A 20,083-nucleotide genomic window follows, 5' to 3' on the forward strand; every position below is an offset into this window, starting at 1 on the left:
TGTTACTGAGAAATTGGGGTGGAAGCATGGGGAGCACAACAGGCTTTCTGGATGTTATCAGAATAGAGAACCCTTTTCGGGCTGAAGAAGCGAGACTGGGTGATTTTGAAGACCTGCATATGCCGAATCCTCCGAAGGTCCGGCATGAACAGGCGTCCCGTTGCATGAACTGCGGCGTGCCCTTCTGCCAGTCTGACTTCGGCTGCCCGCTGCACAACCTGATTCCCGAGTGGAACGACCTGCTTTACCGGGGCCAGGAGCAGGAGGCGCTGCGCCGCCTGCTGCGGACTGCACCCTTCCCGGAATTTACGGGACATGTGTGTCCGGCACTGTGCGAAAAGGCATGCAACCTGGAGAATGACGCGACAACCAATAAAGACAATGAGCTGTACCTGATCGAAACCGGGTTTGCCAAGGGCTGGATTCAGCCGAGGATCCCGGTGGCACGCACGGGAAAACGTGTGGCCGTGGTCGGCAGCGGCCCTTCCGGACTGGCGGCGGCAGACCTGCTGAACCAGCTGGGTCATGAAGTGACTGTGATTGAAAAAGCAGACCGCCCCGGCGGACTGCTGATGTACGGCATTCCGAACATGAAGCTGCCCAAGGGCATCGTGGAACGCCGGATTCGCCTGATGGAGGCGGAGGGTATCCGGTTTGAACTGAATACCGAAGCGAAGGCTGAAGAACTCCTGGATTATGACGCGGTGCTGCTGTGCGGCGGCGCGCGGAAGCCCCGCTCCCTGAACGTGGAGCATATGGATGCCCAGGGCGTGATGTTTGCGGTGGACTTCCTGACAGCGGCAACGAAGGCGGTGCTGAAAGGCGCTGCATCCGAAGCAAGCGCCGAAGGAAAGCACGTGATTGTGGTCGGCGGCGGTGATACGGGCAATGACTGTGTGGGTACTGCCCTGCGGCAGGGATGCGTCAGCGTGACGCAGCTGGAAATGATGCCTGCTCCGCCTGTGGACCGGACCGCAAACAATCCATGGCCGGAATGGCCGAGGATCCTGCGGACGGACTATGGCCAGATGGAAGCCATTTACCGCCAGGGAAGTGATCCCCGGATCTATGAGACCACAGTGAAACAGATCCTGACGGATGAGACAGGCCGGATTAACGGACTCGAAACCGTGAAGCTGCAGCGGACACCTGAAGGAAGGTTTGAGCAGGTTCCCGACAGCGAACAAACGCTGCCCTGTGAACTGCTGCTGATTGCGGCCGGGTTCGTAGGCTGCGAGGAAAAGACGCTGTCCAGCTTTGACCTGAAGGCGGATGGCCGGGGACGGCTGCTGCCGGAAGACGGAAGCCATCACCTGGGTGGAAAGATCTACAGCGCCGGGGATATGCGCAACGGACAGTCCCTGGTGGTGCGGGCACTGGCTGACGGGAGAGCGGCGGCAAAAGAAATTGATCAGGAGATCAATTTCCTCTAATTCAGAATTCAGAATTAAGAATTCAGAATGAATAGTCTTTGCACAGAGAAGCAGGGTAGGTATTGTTTTTCTCGTGTATATCACCTGTGATCTGCTTGACACATGAGGGTGACAGGGTTACAATTCCGATAATTTCATAAGAAACCGTTGAAGCGGAGATCAAAGCGGCAATGCCCTTACAGAGAGTCCGGGATGGTGAAAGCCGGGCAGGAAACAAACCGCCAAATGGACCGCGGAGGGCGCAGTCAAAAGCTGGGAGGCTGAGTATTCTGCGACGTGAGGCATACGTCAGTTGCCGGGAATATGATCGTATTCCGCAGAGCGCACGGGAAACCGTGAAACAGGGTGGCACCGCGAAGTATATTCGTCCCTGACAGAGCATATCTGTCAGGGACTTTTTCATTCCAAATGAAGAATGAAAAATGAAGAATTAATGGTTATCCGGTAAAGCAAAGACCAACGGAACGCAGAGAACCCAAGGAGGCAGCTTTTATGAAGATTATACCCGGTTTGGAGGAAGTGGCACGGTACAGGGAAACGGGAGAGTATAAAGTGGTTCCGGTCAGCTGTGAGCTGTTTGCGGATATCTGCACACCGATCCAGGCGGTGCGGAAACTGAAGAATGTTTCCTCCCACTGCTTCCTGCTGGAGTCCGCTGAACCGCAGGAAACCTGGGGACGCTACACCTTCCTGGGTTATGACCCGAAGATGAGCATCACCTGTGCGGACGGAGAAATGCGGGTGAACGAGCTGAAAATGCAGACGAAGGATCCTTCCGCAGTATTACGGCAGATCCTGGCGGAGTATAAAAGCCCCCGGATTCCCGGACTGCCGCCTTTTACCGGCGGCCTGACCGGCTACTTCTCCTATGATTACCTGAACTATTCAGAACCGACGGTTCGCCGGGAGACAGAGGACACAGAGCATTTCCAGGACGTGGACCTGATGCTCTTCGACAAGGTGATCGCGTTTGACAACCTTCGGCAGAAGATCATCCTGATCGCGAACGTCCGGCTGGACGAGGGCGAAGCCGGATATCACCGGGCGGAGATGGAACTGGCGGAGCTGAAGAAGCTGATCACCGAAGGTGCCGAGGCTAAGGATGAGCCCGGACGACTGACAGGAGAGGTAACGCCGCTGTTCAACAAGGCAGAATACTGCGCCATGGTGGAAAAAGCCCGGCACTACATCAAGGAAGGGGACATCTTCCAGATTGTGCTTTCCAACCGGCTGAGTGCTCCCTATGAAGGCAGCCTGCTGAACATGTACCGGACGCTGCGGACGGTGAACCCTTCTCCCTATATGTTTTACTTCTCCGGCACGGACGTGGAGGTTGCGGGGGCGAGCCCGGAGACGCTGGTGAAGCTGGAAAACGGCGTCCTGCACACTTTCCCGCTGGCGGGTACCAGGCCGAGAGGAACAACCCGGGAAGAAGACCGGGAACTGGAAGAAGAGCTGCTGCAGGACGAGAAGGAACTGGCAGAACACAATATGCTGGTGGATCTGGGACGGAATGACCTGGGAAAGATCTCGAAATTCGGCAGCGTGCAGGTGGAAAAGTTCCACGAGATTCTGCGGTTCTCCCACGTGATGCATATCGGCTCCACAGTGCGTGGGGATATCCGGGAAGACAAGGACGCGCTGGACGCTATTGAGGCAGTCCTGCCGGCGGGCACCCTGTCCGGAGCACCGAAGATCCGGGCCTGCCAGCTGATCGGCGAGCTGGAGAACAACAAGCGGGGCATCTACGGCGGAGCGATCGGCTATATCGACTTTGCCGGAAACATGGATACCTGCATTGCGATCCGGATCGCATACAAGAAAAACGGTAAGGTGTTTGTCCGCTCCGGGGCCGGAATCGTGTATGATTCCGTACCGGAAAAGGAACATGAAGAATGCCTGAACAAAGCCCGGGCAGTGCTGAACTCCCTGGAGAAGGCCGGAAAGGAGATAGACGGATGACACTGCTGATCGACAACTATGACAGCTTTTCCTACAACCTGTATCAGCTGATCGGAGAGCTGAATCCGGATATCAAGGTAATCCGGAATGATGAGATGACCATTGAGGAGATTCGGGAACTGAAACCGGACAGGATCATCCTTTCCCCCGGACCGGGACGGCCGGAAGACGCGGGAATCATCATCGAAGCAGCAAAGGAGCTGGGAAAGGATATCCCGCTGCTGGGCGTGTGCCTGGGACACCAGGCGATCTGCGCAGCCTTTGGCGCGACGGTCACCTACGCCAAGGCTCTGATGCACGGAAAGCAGTCCGTGGTACGGCAGGAGGGAAGCAGCCTGCTGTTCGAAGGATTGCCGGAGACTTTTCCCGTGGCCCGGTATCACTCCCTGGCCGCGGCACCGGAGACCATGCCGGAGTGCCTGGAAGTGACTGCCCGGACAGAGGACGGCGAGGTCATGGCGGTGCAGCATAAGGAGTATCCGGTGTACGGGGTGCAGTTCCATCCAGAAAGCATACTGACGCCAGATGGAAAGAAAATTCTGAGGAATTTTCTTTCCAAATGAATAATGAAAACTGAAAACTTAAAACTTAAAAAATATATAGTGTTTATTCGCAGAGGAGGAGAAAAAATGATTAAGGAAGCTATCGTGAAGATTGTCAGCAAGGAAGACCTGACCTATGAAGAAGCCTATACCGTGATGAATGAAATCATGAGCGGGGAGACCACGCCGACCCAGAACGCGGCTTTCCTGGCATCCCTGTCCACCAAGAGCGCCCGGGCGGAGACCACGGCTGAAATCGCGGGCTGCGCGGCGGCTATGCGGGAAAAGGCAACGCCTGTGGATGCAGGTCCCGATCTGTTTGAGATCGTCGGCACCGGCGGAGACAATGCCCACAGCTTCAACATTTCCACCACTTCAGCACTGGTGGCTGCGGCGGGCGGCATGCGGGTGGCCAAGCACGGCAACCGTGCGGCCTCCAGCAAGTGCGGTACGGCAGACTGCCTGGAAGCGCTGGGCGTGAATATCGACCAGAGCCCGGATAAGTGCCGTCAGCTGCTGGACGAAGTGGGCATGTGCTTCTTCTTTGCCCAGAAGTATCATACTTCCATGAAGTATGTGGGCGCCATCCGGAGGGAACTGGGCTTCCGCACGGTGTTCAACATCCTGGGACCGTTGACCAACCCCGGTCATCCCTCCATGCAGCTGCTGGGCGTGTATGACGAGTATCTGGTACAGCCCCTGGCACAGGTGCTGATGAACCTGGGCGTGAAGAAAGGCATGGTGGTCTATGGCCAGGACAAGCTGGATGAGATTTCCCTGAGCGCACCGACTACGGTATGCGAATTCAAGGACGGCTGGATGAAGAACTATGTGATCACGCCCGAACAGTTCGGTCTGCAGCGCTGCACGAAGCAGGACCTGGTGGGCGGCAGCCCGGCGGAGAATGCGGAGATCACGAAGGCAATCCTTAACGGTGAAAAGGGACCGAAACGTGATGCAGTGCTGATGAACGCGGGCGCGGCTCTGTACATCGGCGGGAAGGCGGAAAGCCTGGCGGAAGGAATCAAGCTGGCAGCGGAGATTATTGACAGCGGAAAAGCCACGAAGACACTTGAGAAGTTGATCAGTGTTTCCAATTCATAATTCATAATTCACAATTCATAATGAGGATAGTGTGAATCTGACACAGAAAAGCGGTGGACTATGAATATTTTGGACAAGCTGGCTGAGCTGTCGCTTGAGCGGGCAAAGAAAGAACAGGAGAAAGTGCCGGAGGCGGAACTGCGGGAGCAGGCAAAGGCACTAGGCAAAGGAAACGGGGAGGCGTTCCTTTCCGCCCTGAAAAAGCTGGGAATCTCCTTTATCTGTGAGATCAAGAAGGCGTCTCCCTCCAAGGGACTGATTTCTCCGGATTTTCCTTACCTGAAGATCGCGGAGGCCTATGAGCGGGGCGGAGCAGACTGTATCTCCTGCCTGACTGAGCCGGAGTACTTCCTGGGATCGGATGAGATTTTCCGGGAAGTGCGGGCAAAGGTGAGCCTGCCGATGCTGCGCAAGGACTTCACCGTCAGTGCCTACCAGCTGGATCAGGCTCGGGTGATGGGCGCGAACGCGGCTTTGCTCATCGTTTCCCTGCTGGATGAAAGGACGCTGGAAACTTACCTGGAACGGTGCAGGGAACTGGGGATCGCGGCACTGGTGGAAACCCACGACGAAGAAGAGATCCGCAGGGCGGTATCCGCCGGAGCGAAGATCATCGGCGTGAATAACCGGAACCTGAAAGACTTTTCCGTGGACTTTGAAAATGCGGCAAGACTGCGGGACAGGATCCCGGCAGACTGTGTCTACGTAGCGGAAAGCGGCGTCAAAACCCCGGAAGATGTGCAGCGGTTGAAGCAGATCGGCGCGGATGCTGCACTGATTGGCGAAACGCTGATGAGGGCGGAAGATCCGGGAGCTATGCTCCGGCTGCTGAAAGGAGAAATGGCATGACGCGGATCAAGATGTGCGGTCTCCGAAGACCGGAAGACATTGAGGCGGTCAATGAGCTGAAACCGGAATACATCGGGTTTGTATTCTTCCCCGGCAGCAAGCGGTACGTGACGCCGGAGACAGCGAAGACGCTGAGGGCCGGGCTGAACCCGGGAATCAAGGCAGTGGGCGTCTTTGTGGATGAGGAGCCTGAGAAGGTGGCAAGGCTGCTGGAGGAGGGCGTGATTGACATTGCCCAGCTTCACGGACATGAGGATGAAACCTACCTGGCAGAGCTGCGAAAGAAAACGGACAAGCCGCTGATCCGGGCTTTCCGGATCAGGAGTGCGGAAGACACACAGCAAGCGCAGGCGTCCACCGCGGAGCAGATTCTGCTGGACGCGGGGGCAGGGGATGGGAAAACCTTTGACTGGAGCTGGCTGAAAGAAGTGACAAGGCCCTATTTCCTGGCCGGCGGGTTGAATCCGGAAAACGCCGGCGAGGCGGTGAAGAAGCTGAAGCCTTACGCGGTGGACGTTTCATCCGGAATAGAGACTGAGGGATACAAGGATATCAACAAGATGCGCGCGTTTGTGCGGGCGGTCAGGGAGGAGCAGGTATGAGTAATCAGAACGGACGCTTCGGCATCCATGGCGGACAGTATATTCCTGAAACGCTGATGAATGCCGTGATCGAGCTGGAGGAGGCCTACAATCACTACAAGGCGGATCCGGAGTTTAACCGGGAACTGACCGCCCTGCTGAATGACTATGCCGGAAGACCTTCGCGGCTGTACTATGCTGAAAAGATGACGAAGGACCTGGGCGGCGCGAAGATCTACCTGAAGCGGGAAGACCTGAACCATACCGGTGCTCACAAGATCAATAATGTGCTGGGACAGGCACTGCTGGCAAAGAAAATGGGTAAGACCCGCCTGATTGCCGAGACTGGTGCCGGACAGCATGGCGTGGCGACTGCCACAGCCGCGGCCCTGATGGGTATGGAATGCGTGGTGTTCATGGGCGAGGAGGATACGATCCGCCAGGCACTGAACGTGTACCGGATGCGGCTGCTGGGCGCGGAGGTAATCCCGGTGAAGACCGGCACCGCCACCCTGAAGGATGCTGTGAGCGAGGCTATGCGTGAATGGACCCGGCGGATTGATGATACTCATTACTGCCTGGGTTCCGTGATGGGCCCGCATCCTTTCCCGACGATCGTGCGGGATTTCCAGGCTGTGATATCCAAGGAGGTCAAGGAACAGATCCTGGAGAAGGAAGGCCGGCTGCCGGATGCGGTGATCGCCTGCGTCGGCGGCGGAAGCAATGCCATCGGAAGTTTCTATCACTTTATTGAAGATAAGGATGTCCGGCTGATCGGCTGTGAAGCCGCAGGCCGGGGCATTGATACCTTTGAGACAGCGGCGACCATGAATACCGGACGCCTGGGCATATTCCACGGAATGAAGAGCTATTTCTGCCAGGATGAGTACGGCCAGATTGCGCCGGTGTATTCTATCTCTGCCGGGCTGGACTATCCGGGCGTGGGTCCGGAACATGCCTGGCTGCATGATACCGGACGGGCTGAATATGTGCCGGTGACCGACGAAGAGGCTGTGTGCGCGTTTGAGTACCTGGCAAAGACGGAAGGTATCATTCCGGCAATTGAGTCCGCCCATGCGGTGGCTTATGCCCAGAAGATCGCGCCGGACATGAAACCGGACCAGATCATCGTGATTACCGTTTCGGGCCGAGGCGACAAGGATTGCGCCGCCATCGCCCGCTACAGAGGGGAGGATCTCCATGAGTAAGATTGCAAATGCTTTTGATCACGGCAAGGCATTCATTGCCTTTATTACCTGCGGTGATCCGGATCTGGAAACCACAGGCAAAGCGGTACGGGCTGCCGTGGAGAACGGCGCTGACCTGATTGAACTGGGCATTCCTTTTTCCGACCCAACGGCGGAGGGACCGGTGATCCAGGAAGCCAACCTGCGGGCTCTGCAGGCGGGGACCACAACAGATAAAATCTTCGATTTTGTGAAAGATCTGCGCAAAGACGTGACCGTTCCCATGGTCTTTATGACCTATGCCAACGTGATCTTTTCCTACGGGGCGGAGAAGTTCATCTCCACTTGTGAGCAGATCGGCATTGACGGGCTGATCCTGCCGGATCTGCCATTCGAAGAGAAGGAAGAATTCCTGCCCCTGTGCAGGCAGTATCATGTGGATCTGGTTTCCCTGATTGCGCCGACATCCGAAAACCGGGTGGCGATGATTGCCCGGGAGGCTGAAGGATTCATTTACCTGGTGTCCAGCCTGGGCGTGACAGGCACCCGCAGTGAGATTACCACGGATCTGCAGCCCATTATCCGGGTGATCCGGGAGAATGCGAAGGTTCCGGTGGCCATCGGATTCGGTATTTCCAGACCGGAGCAGGCAAAAGCCATGGCGGCCATTTCTGACGGCGCTATTGTGGGATCCGCCATTGAAAAAATCCTGGCACAGTATGGGAAAGAGGCGCCAAAGTATATCGGAGAATATGTGAAGAGCATGAAGGAAGCAATCAACTGAAAACTTAAAAATGATAGATGGTTATGACCAGAAGGTCATTAACCATCAGGAGGAAATGTAATGATTCGGCAGTTGTCTATTTTCGCGGAAAACAAAAAGGGTGCCATGAACCGGATTACCCAGATCCTGGCGGACGCCGGGATCAATATGAATACCCTGATCACTAACGACAGTGCGGAGTTCGGTATTATCCGGATGCTGGTATCCGATACGGAACAGGCAGCACAGGAGCTGCAGGCTGCCGGATATATGTGCCATGCGGACTATGTGGCCGCGGTGGAGATCGGAGATGAATGCGGCAGCCTGAATGACCTGCTCACGGTGATCAATGACGGCAACATCAACCTGGATTATCTGTATGTGACCTACAACACCCTCAGCCGCCTGCCGGTAGCGATCCTGCGGGCAACCGACCTGATGGAAGTGGAAGGTTTCCTGCAGGCACGGGGTTACAAAACACTGGAGCAGATTGACTGAGCGAAAAGTCGAAGCCCTGACGGAAGAAGCCGTCAGGGCTTCATTTATTGCGCAGAAGCATAAACAGGTTGAAATATGCCTGTGTTTTTGGCATCATAGGAATGAACAGAAAACCGGAATACGCGGAGGCAGAAGATGGAATACAGGATTGATGACAAGCAGCTCGACGCAGGAATATTTATCGCGTTTGTCAATAAAGTCTGGCCCGGGAAATACGATGAGGGCAGGACGGCGGAGGCGTTATCCAAAACACTGATCATCACCGCCTATGACGGCGAAACGCTGGTTGGCTGCCTGCGTATTCTGACAGACGGTTATTTCTTCGGTACGATTACGGAAATGCTGGTGCTGCCGGAATATCAGAAACAGGGAATCGGCAGCAGGCTTCTTCAGCTGGCCAAAGAAAATACTCCGACGATGCTGTATTTCGGAGCGCAGCCGACGGTAGAGAAATTCTATGAGAAGAATGGATGCCCGAAGGGCTTTCAATCCTACATGATCGAAAAGAAACGGCAGTAACCTGGTATATCAGATCAGATTATCGGACAAAAGGAATGAATATGGATAAGCTTTTATTAACACATTACTATTATCCGGGAACCGATCCATGGAAAAACATCATGAACCTGCCTGAACAGGAAGCTTTCAGGGTGGCAGCTGAACTTGCCGCCGCACATCCTGAAACAACCAGTTTTTACCGGTTCGCGGATTTTAAGAATTACTATCCCCTGCGAAAAAGAGCAGATGAGTATGTGCGGGAAGCATTTATCCGGCTCGGAGGGAAGCCAAGACTGCCGCATCCTTACTCATTTGTGCTGGCGGAAAGTGATTACCTGAAAGCATGGTTTGACAGTGAAGACAAAATAGTGCTTGACCTTTCAGATATTCCTGACGACCAGGTAAGCTTCACGCCCGGTGACAGCTGTGCACTTCTCCAGCAGGGGATTGAGCCGGCTGTGCTGACAAAGGGGATGCTCCTGGAAGGGATCCGGGAATGCGGCGGATCTGTGAACGCTTTCCTTGAAAAGATACTGGAGGGAAGGCCTTATATTGAGGTCCAGCTTTGGGACCGGTTTTAATACGTTCTGAAAAATCGTTATACAGGACAAAACGGAGCAAGCCGGAACAGGAAAACCGATGATACTGTCTCTATAATCGAACGTGAAAGGAGGGGTAACGATGGATTGGGTGAGAGCGATCAACCATGCTATAGAATACATGGAAGAGCATCTGACAGATGACATCACGCTGGCGGATATCGCAAAGAGTGTGAATCTTTCTGCGTTCCATTTTCAGCGGGCATTTTCATTGCTGACAGAAATGTCGCCCGCGGAATACCTGCGGAAAAGGCGCCTTTCGCAGGCCGGGGCGGAGCTGACAGAAGGAAAGAACAAGGTCATCGACGTTGCACTGAAGTATGGCTATGATTCTCCGGAAAGCTTCAGCAAAGCCTTTACGAGATTTCACGGCGTTTCACCGATGCAGGTGAAGAATGGGAGCTCCATCCGTTTCATGAATCGTTATACCGTCCGGATTATGATTGACGGAGGCTGTATCATGGAATACAAAATTGAGAAATGGGACGCGATGGATCTGATTGTGCATACAGGCAGTTTCCACGCGGAAACCAGCGAGCAGGAAATCCCGGCTTTCTGGGATGCGTACTATGCCAACGAGGAATTAAGAAAGATCCCGGGTTATCTCGGCGTATGCGCGCAGCAAAAGACAGACAGCGATGTATTCACCTACGGAATCGGATGCAAGGCCTCAGATGTGGCTGTCGTTCCGGATGGATTTGAAATCCTGCATATTCCGGAGCATACCTGGGCGGTTTTCAAGTGCGTGGGTCCCATACCGAACGCGATCCAGGACATGTGGGGCAAAATCTACCGGGAATGGCTGCCTGTGGCGGATTATGAGCTCATTCCTGACTATGATATTGAGAATTATCTGCCCGGAGACCCGTCGTCAAAGAATTATATGAGTGAAATCTGTTTCCCCGTCAAAAGAAAAGCATGAGCTGCGTAAAGCGGGAGGCGGAAAAGATGGATCATTCTATTCGGGAGTGGCTGCTGGAGGACGAAACGCCGGAGGTTAAACTCCGGATGCTGAAGGAGTATGAGAAACTGCCGGAAAATGACGAAAGAGTCATTGAGTGTAAAAGACGGCTGCTGCAAAGCAAGGTATACGAACGCGGACTGAAGAAGCTCCGGACAGACAAGCCATGGGCGAAGTATGACGCGATTCTGGCCTTTGCGGAGTGGGGACTGACACGGGAAGATATCGGCAGCGATATTGACAATGATGTCTTTGCCCTGATCAAGAACACAGGTTTTAAGATGCTGTGCGGGGAACCGCTTTTGCTCAGGAATCTTGTAAAGCTGGGATACTATCAGGAAGAGATCGTGAAAAACGAAATTGACAGTATGCTCAGACTGATCAAGGAAGACGGGGGCTTTGGATGCATCAGCACAAGCAAAAAGACCAATGATCCAAGGAAACCCCATAAGAGCTGTGCGAGACTGACAGTGGAATATCTTCTGCTAGTTGCGGAGCTGCACCTGGCGGGCTGCCGGATGGAATGTGAGAGTGCCCTGATGCATTATTTCACAAAACGAAACATCTTTTACAGAACCGATGATATGAAAACGCCCATGGTGGACGTGATGCTGGGAACGTTTTATCCGCCGGATCCGATCAAGATCGGCGCGCATCAGATTGTCTATGCTTTGAGAGCCCTGGGGTGCGAACCGGAATCTGAAGCGATGCAGGCTGGATATAAAGTACTGAACCAGCACCGGCTGGAAAACGGAAGGTATGTGCTGACAGCGTCCAAAAGCGTACCGGCATTCAAGGCCGGCAATGTGGGCGAAGAAAACAAGTGGGTAACCCTTTACGCATACATGGCGCGGTGAGACTGAATGGAGAATTTGAAATGAGACGGGAGCTTGGAATTGCACGCTGCGGGATGGCCTGCTGTCTGTGCTGTGAAAATATCACGTGTAAAGGATGCAGAAAAGAGGGCTTCCTGGAACTTTCCTGGTGCAAAGACGCGCAATGGTGCGAAAACCGCAACTGCGGAATTGAAAAGGGCCTGAACGGCTGCTATGAATGCAAGCCTGCTGAATGCCGGAAAGGCCTGTATGCAGAGAAACTGTCAGTCCGCGGGTTTGCGGAATTCGCCCGGAGATACGGCATTGAAGAACTTCTGGACTGCCTGGAACGGAACGAACAAGCCGGGATTGTTTATCACCGGGAAGACTTCACGGGAGACTATGACGGCTTTGACGACCTGGAGAAACTGATTGATTTCATCAGGACAGGAAAAAGATAATTTTCAGTAATTTTCTTACCTCAGAAAAAAAGAGAAAAAAATATCAAAAAGCCTATTGACCTGCCACTTAGTGGCAGGTTTATTATCTTCTCACGGAGGTGACAGCAGGATGAAAATGAGTGAGTTTTCCAGAATAACCGGAATTAAGAGGACGGCATTACAGCTATATGAAAAGAAGGGACTGCTGAACCCTGCTTCCAGGACAGAGTCCGGTTACTGGGAATATGACGATGAAAGCCTGGGCCGTGCAAGCTTAATAACCATCCTGAAAGAATCCGGGTATACACTGGAAGAAATAAAGCAGATTCTTGACAGCGGCGATCAGTTTAATCTGATGGAGACCTGTAAGGCATGCGAAGAAAAGCTGCGCCAGAAAGTCAACAAACTTAATGGATATATCAGATACCTCAAAAATATACAACTGATCTCAGAAGCAGGACGCCTGTCGGAACTGGTTTTCAAGCAATTGGGGATGGCAGCGGTATTGGAGAAAGTCGGCGGGATAAAAAAAGAAATGGATCAGTACAGTACGAAAATGGAAATAGCGGAGGAAGTGATTGGACCGATTGAGGAACCGGATCCTGAAATGGTGAGTGAGCTTCAGGCAATTTACTTTATTTCTCTTTTACAGGGCAAGGAACAGCCGGAAGGACCTACGGTCCAGGAAACGCTCCAGAGAATTTATGCGCATGCGAATAACCATGCTGATAAAAGTCTCCTGAAAGCGGAAACAGCTCAAGGGTTTGCTGAGAAGGCAAAGGAAATATTTAAAGCCTTGCCTGAACCGGCAATTCCTCTTCTCGAACAATCATATGGGAAAGGGTTCATTGAATATATCCTGCAGGCATTGGATACATTCGGGAGGACAGCGGTTGAAGCTAGTCAGCACGAATAAAACCGTTTTCATTATTTGGTATTCAGGAGGAAACCAAGTTGGCTAATAATACGGAAGAAATGATCCGGAAATTACAGAACTGTGCACCTTACACGGATGAGTCCTTTCCTTACAAATCAAGAACTCTGGCGAGCCGGATCCATTCCGGAAAAATCCGCCGGTATTTCAAGGATAATGCAGGACTGGATCTGAACGAGATTGCCGCATCCGAGCTGACAACCTGGGAGAAGGTGCTGAGAATCAGTGAATTTGTTTCTGCACATATTCCGCATGACAACCAAAAGGAATGGATAAGGAAGCTCAATGCATTTACCCTCTGGGAATATGCACAGCGGATCCCAACCGGTTTCAACTGCCGCTGGCATGCCATACTGTTAAGCGAATTGCTGCTTTCTGTTGGAATCAAAAACCGTTTCGTAACCTGTATGCCGGAAGATAAGAATGATCAGGACTGTCATGTAGTAAACCTGGTATGGCTGCCGGAAATGGACAAATGGGCTATGGTTGACTGTGATATGCAGGAATATGTGACGGATCCAGAGGGCATTCCGCTTTCCCTGGAAGAAATGCGAGCGGAGCTCATCGCCGGAAGAAAGCTGAACGTCCACCGGAATTCCGATCCGGAAGGGGTGGAGTTTATGCAGGGATACTGGGCGAAGAATCTTTACTGGTTCAGCATTCATATGACGTATGGTTATGAGCTGGAGGGATTTCGTATTCAGCCTGATATTTATATCCACCTTGTTCCTCCGGGGTATGAAATACCGGGGAAATACAGACGTTTGGGAGACAGAGTTACAACCAACGCCGCCGCGTTCTGGCAGGGATAAAAGGTCTTGCCAGCAGGGAAGAAAAGGTATAAATTAAAAATGAACCAAACAGGATATCAGGTTCCTCAGGGGACTGTTCGATACAACGGAGGGAAAAACCATGAAACACACCAAGTGGGGGATTTCATTAGCCGCAGATGTTTCTGCTCCGCGCAAGGCCTGAGACAGGACGAGCCTGCACGGAGCGGTCGGAACCATTCGTCCGATCAGGCTTTGCGCCGCATGGATTATAAACACATGTAAGGAGCAAAGCCATGAATAAACATTCTATCAAACAACTTTACAGTTTTCTTTTGCTATGGGGATCACAGACCGTATCCCAGCTTGGGACGGCCATGACGGATTATGCGATCATTATCTGGGTATACAGCCAGAAAGGAACCGCGTCCAGTGTGACCCTGCTGACAGTATGCTCTTTTCTGCCGACGATTTTTCTTCGCTTCCTGGCGGGAAGCATGGTGGATCGATGGAACAAAAAGCGCATAATGCTGATCGCGGACCTGCTGGCAGCCTGCGGTACGCTGGCTGTGTTTGTGCTGCATTCCGCGGAGGTTCTGCAGATCTGGCATCTGTATGCGATCAACTTCCTGCTGAGCCTGATGAACGCCTTCCAGGAACCTGCCTCCTTTGTTGCGGTCAGTATGCTGGTGCCAAAGGAACACTATGCCCGGGCCAGCGGCCTGCAGGGATTCGGCGGAGCAGCGATATCCATACTGGCGCCGGCACTTGGTGCGCTGCTGCTGGCATACGGCGGGCTGGAACTGGTGCTGATCATCGACCTGGTGACTTTTGCCATTGCCTTCCTGGTGCTGCTTTTCCTGATCCGGATACCGGAGACAGAAAAAAAGGAAACGGAAGAGGAGCCATTCTCCAAGACATGCCTGGCCGGGATCCGGTATCTCCGGGAGCATACCGCGATTCTCCGGATTGCCCTGTTCCTGGCGGTGATCAACTTTTTGGCGAAGCTGGGTAACGACGGGATGCTCTCGCCCTTTATCCTGGGCCGGACAGGAAATAACCAGCCGGTACTGGGCGCGGTGGAGAGCTTTACAGCTTTGGGTGTGCTGGTCGGAAGCCTGCTTGTGACCCTGATGAAACCGGCGAAGAAACGGATTCCGCTGATCTTTATCACAACCGGCCTGATCTTTTTCGGGAACATCATCCAGAGCCTGACTTCCCAGCCGTGGCTTTGGTGTGCGGCGGCCTTTGGCAGTTATCTGTTTGCCGCGGTGATGAATGTAAATATGGATACACTGATGCGGGAAAAGGTTCCGCTGGAAATGCAGGGACGGGTGTTTTCCGCGAAGAGTACGCTTCAGAATTTCACGATTCCGATTGCACTCCTGCTGGGCGGCCTGCTGGCAGATACGGTATTTGAACCGTTTATGCTGGCGGATTCCCCGCTGCAGAGAATCCTGACCTGCTTGTTCGGTATTGGAAAAGGAACAGGGATCGGCCTGATGTTCTTTATTGTCGGAGTTGCCGGAATGCTGATCAGCTTTACCAGGCTGCGCAAGCCGATTTACAGGGAACTGGACCGGAAGGAAAACGAAATGATACAGACGAATGACTGATATGGAGGAAATAAAGATGAACAGTAATAAAGCAATCGCTTTTTTCAGCGGATTCCCGGATCGCCGGTTTACAGATGAAATTGCCGCGCGGCTGGAGAAGGAGCTGCCTGTACGCAGATGCATAGTATTTATCACTACCTGTCCGGTAGATTATCAGCAGAATGATGAAGATTCCGCCGGAATGCACGGGATGTTTGTGGAATACGGAATTGGTTTTGAACGGTTCTGTGTGGTGGACGCCAGAATGGATCCTGCCGACGCGCAGAAGTGGGCCCGGGAGGCAGACTGCTTCTTCCTGATGGGCGGCGGAGTCTGCGCCGAGCAGATGCAGCTGATGCGGGATAAAGGGATCTATGACATCGTCCGGGATGGCCCGGGGATGGTGCTTGGCGTCAGTGCCGGCTCCATGAACATGGGAAAAACGACGGTAGACTGGACGGGAGACTGGGAACCCCTTGAACCGTATGAAGGACTGGGATTTGCCGATATTACTGTGATCAGTCATTTTGACTATGGTGATACGGGTCGGCTGCGGTTCATGAAGGCGGTTTCCATGGAGCGGCCTGTCTGCGCCATGGAGGATGAAAGCGCCATCTTTATCAGAAACGGCAAGGTGGACATCATCGGCATGATTCACAAGGTTGAAAATGGAAACATCGGACTGTTCACGGAGGAAGATGTAAGGCTTTGAAAATGAAAGCCGCTTTACACCGCAGAGCAAATTGCTCTGCGGCTTTTCTGAATCAAAGGGAACGAAAAAGCACCGCCTCTTTCGTTCCCTTTTTGGCCTGAATTATGATATAATCCAGGCAGAGAAAACAAATCTGCAGCAAAGGTATAATCAGCGTATCACGGGAGAGGATTCGGGAAATGGCAGAGATGAAAATGGACGAGCTGATTCTCCGCTTTTTTAAGGAAGATATCGGCGGTATCCTGATCACCGGTCAAAACGGGGAAATCCTCTATGAGGATGAGAAGACATCGTTTATCCGGACGGAGAAAACAAACTGGGAGAGCGCCTGCCCCGAACCGAGGGACGGACAGAAGGGCGAACGCTGGGATCTGGTGCGCTCTGAGAACGGAAAGACATACATGGTGACTACCTCTGCGTTTACAGACGGAGAGGGATTGAAACAGATTCATCACCTGGCGGACACCAGTGATTATACGGAATTGTACCGGAATATGAGCGATTATTCCCGGATGCTTCGGAACCAAAAGGATTATGACGGGCTGACCGGACTTTACAACCGGGGTAAATTCATGGAAATGAAACGGACGCTGTTCCGGACCCAGGATGAGATAGCCATATTCAATATGGATGTGAACAACCTGAAACAGGTGAACGACACCCTCGGCCATGAGGCGGGAGACCGGCTGCTCCGGAAAGCGGCGGAAAGCCTGAAACGGATTGAGGCAAGGAACGTGATTCCTTTTCGGACCGGCGGGGATGAATTCATCGTGGCTGTTGTTCATGTGAACCGGGAGGATGCGGAGAAGATCCGGCATGATTGGGAAAAAGCGCTGGCGGAGCTGAACGAGGCAGAGGACGGCCTTCTCTGTACGGTGGCCTGCGGGTTCGCCTTCGGGGAAAAAGGATACGACCTGGAGGAAATACTTGCCCGGGCAGACCAGGCGATGTATGAAGACAAGAAGAAAAAGAAAGGAATAAACTGAAGGACTGACATCGGAGGAGGGACGACAGAATGATCCGGACTACTCCCGCGATTGCGCGCGCAGACATGATCCGGTGCGTGCTGTGTGGGAACGCACCTTGTGACGACGCCTGCGGAAAGCTGAAACCGGCAGAACTGCTGCGGAATATCTGGTTCGGCAATGAACAGACAGCGGCACAGCGCCTGCCGGAAGAGAACCCGTGCCTGACCTGCAAGGCGCCCTGTGAGCAGGCCTGCGTCCGGCCGGGAGAAGTGCCGATCCGGGATCTGATAAACCGGCTGCGGTATCAGGTGAAGCCGGAATGTGAAACACCCCTTCCTGAAAACGAGAACAGGCTGAAGTGTGACCTGTGCGGGATTCCACTGGAGAATCCATTTTTGCTGTCCTCTTCCGTAGTGGCCAGCACCTATGACATGTGCGCACGGGCATTTGAGGCGGGCTGGGCAGGGGTTTGCTTCAAGACGATCTGCTCCCTGGACATCCATGAGGCATCCCCGCGGTTTTCCGCGATTACGGGTAATGACGGCAGTATCATCGGCTTCAAGAACATTGAGCAGCTTTCCGACCACAGCGTGGCGGAGAACATGGAGATCTTCCGACGGCTGAAAACAAAGTATCCCACCAAGTTCATCCTGGCTTCCATTATGGGAAAAGATGAAGCAGAATGGGGCGAGTTGGCCCGGTTGTGTGAAGAGAACGGCGCGGATGCGGTGGAGCTGAACTTCTCCTGCCCCAATATGGCGGAGGGAGGCCTGGGCAGCGATATCGGCCAGGTGCCGGAGCTGGTGGAACGGCTCACACGAGCCGCGAAGCAGGCCTGCCATATTCCGGTGCTGGCAAAGCTGACGCCGAATGTGGCAAACATGAGCCCTGCGGCGGAGGCGGCGAAGCGAGGCGGAGCGGACGGCATTGCCGCCATCAACACGATTAAATCAATTACCGGAGTGAACCTGCACACTTATGTAGCTGCGCCCTCCGTCCACGGACAGAGCGCGGTGGGCGGATACAGCGGTAATGCTGTGAAACCTATTGCCATGCGGTTTGTTGCGGAACTGGGGCAGCATCCGGATATGAAAGGCATGCATCTGTCCGCCATGGGCGGGGTGGAGACCTGGCAGGATGCGCTGGAATTTATCCTGCTGGGAGGCGGTTCCATCCAGGTGACCACCGCTGTGATGCAATACGGATACCGGATTGTTGAAGATCTGAAATCAGGGCTGAACCTGTACCTGAAGGAGAAGGGCTTCAACAGCGTAAAGGAAGCAGTTGGTCTTGCGCTGGACACCCTGAGCAAAACTACTGATACCCTGGAGCGGGATACGGTTCTGTTTCCTCAGTTTGTACACGAACGCTGTATCGGCTGCGGCCGCTGCAAAATCTCCTGTGACGACGGCGGGCACCAGGCAATCCGGCTGGACGAGGAACGTCACCCTGTGCTGAACGGGAAAAACTGCGTGGGCTGCCATCTGTGTGTGCTGGTATGCCCTCAGCGGGCTATTCAGCCTGGCAGGAAGCGGATTGCCCGGAACAAATAAAAAGAGGCAAACAAGAAGCTGCCATCAGTTGTTCTGTTCCGTATATACATGCGACCAGCAGAAAACAGAGCTGGTTTTATGAGAAGGAAAAGAAGAAAGACGAAAAAGGACCGTTGCGTATACAGATACGTTGCGGATGAGGCTCACAATATAGTATAATCAGAGTAACACAAAGATTTGCATATACCGACCGATAAAGGAGGCAATGATATGACCATTACCAAGAACCTGAACGGAACAGCCCTGGAGATCGCCCTGGCGGGCCGGCTGGATACTATGACCGCCCCGGAACTGGAGGCGGAACTGAATAAAGATCTGGGCGGTGCTGACAGCCTGACGCTGGACTTCGGCAAGCTGGACTATATTTCTTCTGCCGGACTGCGGGTACTGCTGACCGCACATAAGGCCATGGCCGCGAAGGGCGGCATGAAGATCTGCAACGTCAACGAGGTTGTTCAGGAAGTATTTGAAGTGACAGGCTTCGCCGATATCCTGACGATTGAATGACAGACGGCGGATCTTCCGGGTTGATCCGGAAAACCGCCGGGACAGAATGCTGTTTGCGGGAGAGAACAAAGGATGAAAACAGATAAAATTACGGTTTCCAGCCAGGAAGCCCGGATGGGTGCTGCACTGGAACAGGCGGAAAAGGTAGCGGCTTACAAGGGCCTGAAAATGAAAGATGCCCTGCACTTGCGGCTGCTGACCGAAGAAATGATGGGCCTGATGCGCTCCATTACGGGAGAGCGGGAAGGTATCTTCTGGATTGAGGACGAAGATGGTGAATACCGGCTGCACCTGCAGGTGAGGACGCTGCTGAACAGCGAGGAACGTGAACAGCTGCTGGCAGTTTCCAGCTCGGGGAAAAACGAGTCCGCCAAAGGTATCATGGGCAGGATTCGGGATTTCTTTGACTGGGGTTCCGACGAGGATCTGGCCACCTATACCAGCCCGCTGCTGCTGCCGGATGCTTTTGAATATACCAGTTCTCCTGCACTGGACTGGGAATGGTCCATGGCACGGTATGAAAACGCGCTGTCCTCCCGGCTGGAACTGGACGCCAAGGACGTCCGGGAGGCCTGGGATGAACTGGAAAAATCCGTGGTATCCCACGTGGCGGATGATATCAAGGTATCGATTCGCAGCGGAACCGTGGAAATGATTATCATCAAGAAGCTGGCCTGAAACCGGAGAAAAAACAAGGCAGACCGGTGACAGAACCGGTGGCAGGAACAGAACTGCCGCCGGTTTTCTATTGACCGGAAAGAGGTTTTGAGGTATTTTGACATGTACACATTCCGGGACTGATTATCCGGGGG

Annotated in this window: 22 protein-coding genes; all 22 read left to right on the forward strand. The window is 53.5% G+C overall.

Annotated features, from left to right (window positions below; translation table 11 throughout):
* Positions 1-26: 26 nt before the first annotated feature.
* Complete coding sequence (locus tag JYE49_RS14845) at positions 27-1,433, forward strand: glutamate synthase subunit beta (RefSeq protein ID WP_093956842.1); 1,407 nt, start codon at positions 27-29, stop codon at positions 1,431-1,433.
* 492 nt (positions 1,434-1,925) lie between these two features.
* Positions 1,926-3,395 (forward strand): anthranilate synthase component I, encoded by a 1,470-nt coding sequence (gene trpE, locus JYE49_RS14850; RefSeq protein ID WP_093956841.1) that lies wholly within the window; start codon positions 1,926-1,928, stop codon positions 3,393-3,395.
* A complete protein-coding gene (locus JYE49_RS14855) occupies positions 3,392-3,958 on the forward strand; it encodes an anthranilate synthase component II (RefSeq protein ID WP_093956840.1) in 567 nt (188 codons plus the stop codon). The genes trpE and JYE49_RS14855 overlap by 4 nt, the downstream gene beginning before the upstream one ends.
* 66 nt (positions 3,959-4,024) lie before the next feature.
* The gene (gene trpD / locus JYE49_RS14860) at positions 4,025-5,041 is read left to right on the forward strand and encodes an anthranilate phosphoribosyltransferase (RefSeq protein ID WP_093956839.1); all 1,017 of its coding nucleotides are present in this window, start codon (positions 4,025-4,027) and stop codon (positions 5,039-5,041) included.
* A 60-nt stretch (positions 5,042-5,101) separates the two neighbouring features.
* Complete coding sequence (gene trpC / locus JYE49_RS14865) at positions 5,102-5,890, forward strand: indole-3-glycerol phosphate synthase TrpC (protein ID WP_093956838.1); 789 nt, start codon at positions 5,102-5,104, stop codon at positions 5,888-5,890.
* The gene (locus tag JYE49_RS14870; RefSeq protein WP_093956837.1) at positions 5,887-6,492 is read left to right on the forward strand and encodes a phosphoribosylanthranilate isomerase; all 606 of its coding nucleotides are present in this window, start codon (positions 5,887-5,889) and stop codon (positions 6,490-6,492) included. Before trpC ends, JYE49_RS14870 begins: the two co-directional genes overlap by 4 nt.
* Entirely contained in the window at positions 6,489-7,679 is a 1,191-nt protein-coding gene (trpB, locus tag JYE49_RS14875) for a tryptophan synthase subunit beta (protein ID WP_093956836.1), read from the forward strand. The genes JYE49_RS14870 and trpB overlap by 4 nt, the downstream gene beginning before the upstream one ends.
* Positions 7,672-8,442, forward strand: a complete 771-nt coding sequence (trpA, locus tag JYE49_RS14880; protein ID WP_093956835.1) for a tryptophan synthase subunit alpha — start codon at positions 7,672-7,674, stop codon at positions 8,440-8,442. The genes trpB and trpA overlap by 8 nt, the downstream gene beginning before the upstream one ends.
* A gap of 60 nt (positions 8,443-8,502) precedes the next feature.
* Complete coding sequence (locus JYE49_RS14885; protein WP_093956834.1) at positions 8,503-8,919, forward strand: ACT domain-containing protein; 417 nt, start codon at positions 8,503-8,505, stop codon at positions 8,917-8,919.
* A 135-nt stretch (positions 8,920-9,054) separates the two neighbouring features.
* A complete protein-coding gene (locus JYE49_RS14890; RefSeq protein WP_093956833.1) occupies positions 9,055-9,438 on the forward strand; it encodes a GNAT family N-acetyltransferase in 384 nt (127 codons plus the stop codon).
* A gap of 41 nt (positions 9,439-9,479) precedes the next feature.
* Positions 9,480-9,998: a hypothetical protein gene (locus JYE49_RS14895; protein WP_283399347.1), complete on the forward strand. Its 519-nt coding sequence runs from the start codon at positions 9,480-9,482 to the stop codon at positions 9,996-9,998.
* A 100-nt stretch (positions 9,999-10,098) separates the two neighbouring features.
* A complete protein-coding gene (locus JYE49_RS14900; RefSeq protein ID WP_093956831.1) occupies positions 10,099-10,938 on the forward strand; it encodes an AraC family transcriptional regulator in 840 nt (279 codons plus the stop codon).
* Positions 10,939-10,964: 26 nt separating this feature from the next.
* A complete protein-coding gene (locus JYE49_RS14905; protein ID WP_143754476.1) occupies positions 10,965-11,834 on the forward strand; it encodes a hypothetical protein in 870 nt (289 codons plus the stop codon).
* Between the two features lie 20 nt (positions 11,835-11,854).
* On the forward strand, positions 11,855-12,253 hold the full coding sequence (locus JYE49_RS14910) for a DUF3795 domain-containing protein (RefSeq protein ID WP_093956829.1): 399 nt from the start codon (positions 11,855-11,857) through the stop codon (positions 12,251-12,253).
* Between the two features lie 109 nt (positions 12,254-12,362).
* Positions 12,363-13,148: a MerR family transcriptional regulator gene (locus tag JYE49_RS14915; protein ID WP_093956828.1), complete on the forward strand. Its 786-nt coding sequence runs from the start codon at positions 12,363-12,365 to the stop codon at positions 13,146-13,148.
* A gap of 38 nt (positions 13,149-13,186) precedes the next feature.
* Positions 13,187-13,978, forward strand: coding sequence for a transglutaminase-like domain-containing protein (locus JYE49_RS14920; RefSeq protein WP_093956827.1), 792 nt, complete (start codon positions 13,187-13,189; stop codon positions 13,976-13,978).
* A gap of 254 nt (positions 13,979-14,232) precedes the next feature.
* On the forward strand, positions 14,233-15,552 hold the full coding sequence (locus JYE49_RS14925; protein ID WP_093956826.1) for an MFS transporter: 1,320 nt from the start codon (positions 14,233-14,235) through the stop codon (positions 15,550-15,552).
* A gap of 16 nt (positions 15,553-15,568) precedes the next feature.
* The gene (locus JYE49_RS14930; protein ID WP_179217286.1) at positions 15,569-16,243 is read left to right on the forward strand and encodes a Type 1 glutamine amidotransferase-like domain-containing protein; all 675 of its coding nucleotides are present in this window, start codon (positions 15,569-15,571) and stop codon (positions 16,241-16,243) included.
* Between the two features lie 179 nt (positions 16,244-16,422).
* Entirely contained in the window at positions 16,423-17,229 is an 807-nt protein-coding gene (locus tag JYE49_RS14935; RefSeq protein ID WP_093956824.1) for a GGDEF domain-containing protein, read from the forward strand.
* A gap of 29 nt (positions 17,230-17,258) precedes the next feature.
* Positions 17,259-18,764 carry an NAD-dependent dihydropyrimidine dehydrogenase subunit PreA gene (gene preA / locus JYE49_RS14940; protein WP_093956823.1) on the forward strand — a complete coding sequence of 502 codons (1,506 nt, stop codon included), beginning with the start codon at positions 17,259-17,261 and terminating at the stop codon, positions 18,762-18,764.
* A gap of 210 nt (positions 18,765-18,974) precedes the next feature.
* Positions 18,975-19,271 carry an STAS domain-containing protein gene (locus JYE49_RS14945; protein WP_093956822.1) on the forward strand — a complete coding sequence of 99 codons (297 nt, stop codon included), beginning with the start codon at positions 18,975-18,977 and terminating at the stop codon, positions 19,269-19,271.
* 72 nt (positions 19,272-19,343) lie between these two features.
* On the forward strand, positions 19,344-19,949 hold the full coding sequence (locus JYE49_RS14950) for a hypothetical protein (RefSeq protein ID WP_093956821.1): 606 nt from the start codon (positions 19,344-19,346) through the stop codon (positions 19,947-19,949).
* Positions 19,950-20,083: the final 134 nt, after the last annotated feature.

The sequence above is a fragment of the Aristaeella hokkaidonensis genome, assembly GCF_018128945.1.
Lineage (GTDB): Bacteria > Bacillota > Clostridia > Christensenellales > Aristaeellaceae > Aristaeella > Aristaeella hokkaidonensis.